At 36.4% G+C, this 5,914-nt stretch carries 7 protein-coding genes and 1 pseudogene; 5 read left to right on the forward strand and 3 right to left on the reverse strand.

Annotation, left to right across the window (positions count from 1 at the left end):
• Positions 1–38: 38 nt before the first annotated feature.
• From AC1DTM_RS16625 to AC1DTM_RS16645, 5 genes are all read left to right on the forward strand, one after another.
• Positions 39–1,328: a molybdopterin molybdotransferase MoeA gene (locus tag AC1DTM_RS16625; RefSeq protein WP_088099004.1), complete on the forward strand. Its 1,290-nt coding sequence runs from the start codon at positions 39–41 to the stop codon at positions 1,326–1,328.
• A 62-nt stretch (positions 1,329–1,390) separates the two neighbouring features.
• Positions 1,391–1,861: a molybdenum cofactor biosynthesis protein MoaE gene (locus AC1DTM_RS16630; RefSeq protein ID WP_477000511.1), complete on the forward strand. Its 471-nt coding sequence runs from the start codon at positions 1,391–1,393 to the stop codon at positions 1,859–1,861.
• A 13-nt stretch (positions 1,862–1,874) separates the two neighbouring features.
• Positions 1,875–2,099, forward strand: coding sequence for a molybdopterin converting factor subunit 1 (gene moaD, locus AC1DTM_RS16635; protein ID WP_133059486.1), 225 nt, complete (start codon positions 1,875–1,877; stop codon positions 2,097–2,099).
• 80 nt (positions 2,100–2,179) lie between these two features.
• Positions 2,180–3,349: a nitrate transporter NarK gene (gene narK / locus AC1DTM_RS16640; RefSeq protein ID WP_477000512.1), complete on the forward strand. Its 1,170-nt coding sequence runs from the start codon at positions 2,180–2,182 to the stop codon at positions 3,347–3,349.
• A gap of 298 nt (positions 3,350–3,647) precedes the next feature.
• Positions 3,648–3,845 carry a PspC domain-containing protein gene (locus AC1DTM_RS16645; RefSeq protein ID WP_088099006.1) on the forward strand — a complete coding sequence of 66 codons (198 nt, stop codon included), beginning with the start codon at positions 3,648–3,650 and terminating at the stop codon, positions 3,843–3,845.
• 84 nt (positions 3,846–3,929) lie between these two features.
• On the opposite strand, the gene AC1DTM_RS16650 is transcribed toward AC1DTM_RS16645, so the two are convergent.
• The 3 genes and pseudogenes from AC1DTM_RS16650 to AC1DTM_RS16660 all read right to left on the reverse strand — a co-directional run.
• Complete coding sequence (locus tag AC1DTM_RS16650; RefSeq protein ID WP_016104684.1) at positions 3,930–4,403, reverse strand: precorrin-2 dehydrogenase; 474 nt, start codon at positions 4,401–4,403, stop codon at positions 3,930–3,932.
• A complete protein-coding gene (locus tag AC1DTM_RS16655; RefSeq protein WP_016104685.1) occupies positions 4,396–5,106 on the reverse strand; it encodes a sirohydrochlorin chelatase in 711 nt (236 codons plus the stop codon). The genes AC1DTM_RS16650 and AC1DTM_RS16655 overlap by 8 nt, the downstream gene beginning before the upstream one ends.
• Positions 5,103–5,914, reverse strand: a pseudogene (locus AC1DTM_RS16660) (uroporphyrin-III C-methyltransferase); the annotation flags it as partial. The pseudogene AC1DTM_RS16660 and the gene AC1DTM_RS16655, both read right to left, overlap by 4 nt.

A 5,914-nucleotide genomic window follows, 5' to 3' on the forward strand; every position in this document is an offset into this window, starting at 1 on the left:
GAGAAAGAGTCTCCTTATCAAAACGAGGTGAAAAAGGAATGTTACAAAAACGTATATCAATTCCAGTGGCAGAAGCAGTTACACGTGTAATGGAATATGCTCGTCAAGGTGAAACAGAAGAGGTTTCTCTTATAGACAGCTACGGAAGAACTCTTGGAGCAGATGTAGTTGCAGATCATGATGTCCCTCATTTTAATCGCTCTCCATACGACGGATTTGCGATTCGAGCAGAAGATACAAAAGAAGCCAGTAGTAGTAATCCCATTCTGTTTGAAGTGATTGGTGAAATTGGAGCAGGTTTTGTTTTTACAGAAGAAGTGAAAGCATTTCAAGCTGTACGTATTATGACAGGAGCCGCAATTCCGAAAGGGTGTAATGCGGTTGTTATGTTAGAGCTAACGGAAGGGTTTGAAGAAAACGAAAAGACTTATATGAAATTAAAACGCTCCTTCGCCGCCGGTGATAACATTTCTTTTAAAGGAGAAGATGTAAAACAAAATGCCATACTTGTGAAAAAAGGGACTTCTATTAACCCTGGAGTAGCAGCGCTTCTTGCTACGTTTGGTTATAGTTCCGTACACGTTGTAAAACAGCCGGTTATTGGAATTGTAACGACGGGTAGCGAACTGCTTGAAGTACATGAACAATTAAAGGCAGGGAAGATTCGAAATAGTAACTCCTATATGATAGCTGCACAAATTGAACGAGCGGGCGGATTTGTAAAGTATTATGGACAATTCGCTGACGATTTTGAGACGTGTTATAACACTGTAAAAAAAGCGATAAAAGAAGTCGATATTTTAATTACAACTGGTGGCGTTTCGGTAGGAGACTATGACTATTTACCTGCTATTTATGAGAGATTACAAGCTAATGTACTTTTTAATAAAATAGCAATGCGACCAGGAAGTGTGACAACTGTAGCTGAGTTAGAAGGAAAACTATTATTTGGTCTATCTGGTAATCCTTCTGCTTGTTATGTTGGGTGTGAATTATATGTTCGACCAGTCATTGGAACATACTTGCATAGGAAAGATCCGCACGTATATCGTGCAGAGGCGATTTTACAGAAAGACTTTCCGAAAGCAAATCCGTTTACGCGTTTTGTAAGAGGGAAGGTAGAACTTGTAGATGGCCAATTACAGGTTACACCAGTTGGTTTAGATAAATCTAGTGCAATTTCTTCACTTGCAGAAGCGAATGCATTTATCGTCCTACCGGGAGGAACGAGAGGATTTGAAGCAGGAATAACTGTTTCGGTACTGTTATTAGAATCAAACGTAGGCAGTGAGTGTCCATGGAAAGAACCACTTCGATCATACAAGTAATAGAAAAATAGATTGATGGCTTCTTCGCGGATTATGATTTATACAAAGATAAGAGGTGCAAGATGACACATACGTATTATGAAGTAATTGATACGCCTATTTCAATTGAAGATGTTACAAGTAAAGTAATTCGACGTGAGTGTGGTGCAGTTACAACTTTTATTGGTACTGTCAGAGAATTTACGAAAGGACGTCGTACGTTATATTTAGAGTATGTGGCTTATAAGACGATGGCGGAAAAGCAGCTTGCGAAAATTGGTACCGAAGTAGAAGAGAAATGGCCGGGGACATATGTGGCAATTACGCATCGCATTGGTACATTGCAAATTTCTGATTTGGCTGTTGTCGTTGCTGTTGCTACACCGCACCGGAAAGCAGCCTATGAGGCGARTGAATATATTATGGAACGAATTAAACAAATTGTTCCAATTTGGAAGAAAGAGTTTTGGGAAGATGGTGAGTTATGGATAGGCGATCAGTTAGAGAAAACAGCATATGCAAAGGGTGAGCCTGAAAAGGAGATGAGAAAATGATTGAAGTACTATTATTTGCACATTTGCACATTTGCAAGAAGAAGCAAGTAAGCCAGCTTTGCAAATAGATTGTGAAAAGATTACTGTTGCTGAGCTAAAAGATATTCTTGTTAAAGAATACAACATAACAATTTCAAAACAGATTATGGTCGCTATAAATGAAGAATACGCAAATAAGGACGACATCATTCAAACTGGCGATGTTGTAGCGATGATTCCGCCAGTAAGTGGTGGTTGATTCTTTTCAGTCTAATCATGTTAGTACGTGATTAGACTGGAGGGAATTAATATAACTATGCATACATAGGAGGGAACAGGATGAAAAGTCCTAATTTTCAATTAAGTTTACAAACTTCTAATCTAGTTATTGGTTTTATGGTATGGGTCATTTTATCATCATTAATGCCGTATATTAAAGCGGATATTTCATTAACTGCGGGACAAATTTCTATGGTCACAGCAGTACCGGTTATTTTAGGTTCTATTCTTCGCATTCCAATTGGTTATTGGACAAATCGTTACGGAGCAAGAAAATTATTCTTTATTAGTTTTATTCTTCTATTATTCCCTGTCTTTTATATTAGMGTTGCAAATTCTATGATGGATTTAATTATTGGTGGCTTATTTGTAGGAATCGGTGGAGCTGTTTTCTCCGTAGGGGTAACTTCTTTACCAAAGTACTTTCCGAAAGAGAGTCACGGTTTTGTAAATGGTATTTATGGTGTCGGTAACGCCGGAACAGCAATTACTTCGTTTTTAGCACCTGTCATTGCAACTTCGGTTGGCTGGAGAACAACAGTACAGTGTTATTTAGTTTTACTTGCAGCATTTGCACTTATGAACTTTTTATTAGGCGATCGTAAGGAGAAAAAGGTGAATACACCATTAATGGAACAAATAAAAGGTGTATATAAAAATGAAAAACTTTGGTTTTTATGTATCTTTTACTTTTTAACTTTCGGATCATTTGTCGCATTCACAGTATATTTACCAAACTTTTTAGTATCTCACTTCGGATTAGAGAAAGTAGATGCGGGTATGCGGACAGCGGGGTTTATCGTATTAGCAACAATGATGCGCCCAATTGGTGGCTGGCTCGGTGATAAGTTTAATCCATTTAAAATATTAATCTTCGTATTTATCGGCTTAACACTTTCAGGTATTATTTTATCATTTATGCCTAGTATGAACGTGTATACATTTGGTTGCTTACTAGTCGCATTCTGTGCAGGTATTGGAAATGGTACAATCTTTAAACTTGTTCCAATGTACTTCTCTGAACAAGCAGGGATTGTAAATGGGGTTGTGTCAGCTTTAGGTGGACTAGGAGGGTTCTTCCCACCATTAATTTTAACACTACTATTCCAACTAACAGGTCATTATGCAATTGGATTTATGGCATTATCAGAAGTAGCGCTTGCTTGTTTAATCATTACAGTGTGGATGTATAGTCAAGAGAAGATGTTAGTGATGTTAAAGAATCATTAATAAGGAAAAAAGAACCGTCCCAAAGTATTATGGGACGGTTCTTTTAGTAATAGGATTTGTCATTTTTGTAGCAACGTCGATATAATTTCATTTACTATCGCTATCTTAACAAAAGCTTGTTTTCTAAAATAGTGTGGTTTTAAAATGAAAAACAGAAGAATTATGGGATTTTATGTTAAAATATAGATAACAGATGTTATTCAATTAAAGGGCAGGTTAGTTGAAGCAATGTTAAATCTCTTCCAAAGGTTGAACTGATTTTTAGTATACAAAGATTTAATTTGATTGGGGTGTTTAGATGAAAAAATTATATAAGTCCACTCAAGATAAACAAGTATCAGGTGTATTAGGTGGCTTAAGCGATAAGTATGGAATTGATGTTAGTATCCTTCGAATAGTAACTGCATTGTCAGCCTTTTTCACTAGCAGAATAACAGTGTTAATTTATATAATAGCTGCAATTGTTTTGCCTACAGATAAAGAAATAAAGGGATAAATGTATGAACTCAAATCTAATTCAACAAACGTCTCTCAAAGAACGTTTGTCCAAAGGTAATTAATATATTAGCCAAGAGATAGATTACAATTTGTGAGTACGAGAAAGCTTTTTTATAAGTTTAGGAAGGACAGATGATAATTCTTGTTTCATACGCTTTGTAAACGATGGATCTTTACCTGAAGTTGAAATACTGACAACAAATTCATCATTTCGTATGACACCAGGTGTGTGAAATGATGATGCTGTACCATCACTTACAACGTTAACCCATTGGAAATCATGAGCAGCTTGCTTGACCATCATATTTACAGTATGTTGATTTGTTGCGGCATAAATAAGATGGGCATCTTTAATATCATCATTAGTAAAAGTTTTTTGCTTCCATGTAACATAAGGAAGCTCCTTCATTTCCTCGCAAATTTCCGGGCTGACAACCGTGACAAAAGCGCCTGTATCCTTTAATCCAGACGCTTTTCGATATGCAATTTTACCACCACCAATGATAACGACCACTTTTTGATTTAGATTAAACATAAGAGGGTACAGGTTATACATACACACATTCCTCCATTCGTTCTAATAATGTTAACTTCATGTATGTATCAAACTGAAGGCAGTTGCAAGTTGTAACGTGATCATACTTTTTTGTATGTAATTTAATTTTTTGAAGCAATAATCCGGTAAAGAGAAGGTACGGCATGACATATACATGTGACGCAGCCTGTGTTATATTTTTGAGCTCAGCAGTAAAAGAGGGAGTTCCTTTTGTTAAAAAGGAACAAGATACTGGCATACCGAGTTTTCGTCCGGCAGCTGCTCCAATTTGTTGTAATTCATATATCGGCTGAGGGTCACTACTACCTCGACCGACGAGTATAATTCTACTGTCTTGCATTGGCATTGTTTCACGTATTCTTTTAACTACAAGTTCAACCATATGTGGATGCGTACTAAAAGGTGGTGCAACTGAAAAATTTATATGTGGATATTTCTTTTGCATTTGCTCTATCTCAAAAGGAATATCACGTTTATAGTGAGCTGCTGCAAATAATAAAACAGGAACTATCATTATTTCAGTTGATCCCTCTAGTATTGTTTCTGTAACTGCATCTTGAATGGTAGGTGTTGTTAGTTCAAGAAAAGCTATTTTTTGAATTCTTTCGTTACGCTCTGTCATAACTGATTGAATAAAGTGAATGAATTGTTCATTGCCTTCTTGTAGTCGACTACCGTGTCCAACATATACAATTCCTTTCATCTTGCCACCATATCCTTCTTCATAATAATGTCTTGTAATTGATGATCAATGTTATGTAACCCGACTTTATTCGCATAGTGTAAAGTTGGAACGTCTGTATACGAGAATGGAAGAGTAAGAACATGCATAAATCCAAGACGCTTTACTTCTGATAGAAACGTATCAATTGAAGCGCGTCCTTCAAATACAATGCTATCCCATGAGAATTCCGAAAGCATACGGGAATGAATTTCATCGAAGCGATTATCGATTGTATACTCATGAGTCATCATATAGGAGCCTGCACCAATTTTTTCTTGAATGAAAGCAATTCGATTAATATTTCGGCCTAAATAAATAGTTGTATTAGAAGAAAACGCTGCAGGTTTACTTAACAATCCATACTGCATAAGCTTTTCTTGAACAGGAAGGTTCATATATTGCAGTTCTGCCTGTAAGGAACGAATATCTTTATGGTGCTTACTGCATGATTGCATCAAAATCTCTACACTCTCAGCTGAACAAAATACAAGGCGATCAACACTAAAAATTTCATTGATTTGTTCAGAGGTTAATGTGTATTCTTCCTTTTGGAAAGTTGGGATTTGATATATTTCTGCACCGGATTCTTGTAACATTTGTTTTATTGAACTTTCTTTATTTGTTGCAGATGCAAATAAAACTTTCTTGCCGTGCAATGGTTTATGTTCTTTCCAACCGATTTGGTTACGTAAGGAAACGACATCACCAACAATCGTCATGGAAGGGTTAGAAATATTTTCGGTTTTGACGTTATGAACAATGGTTGCTAGAGTCCCTGTGACAACGC

Source organism: Bacillus sp. P4_D3 (assembly GCF_056401855.1).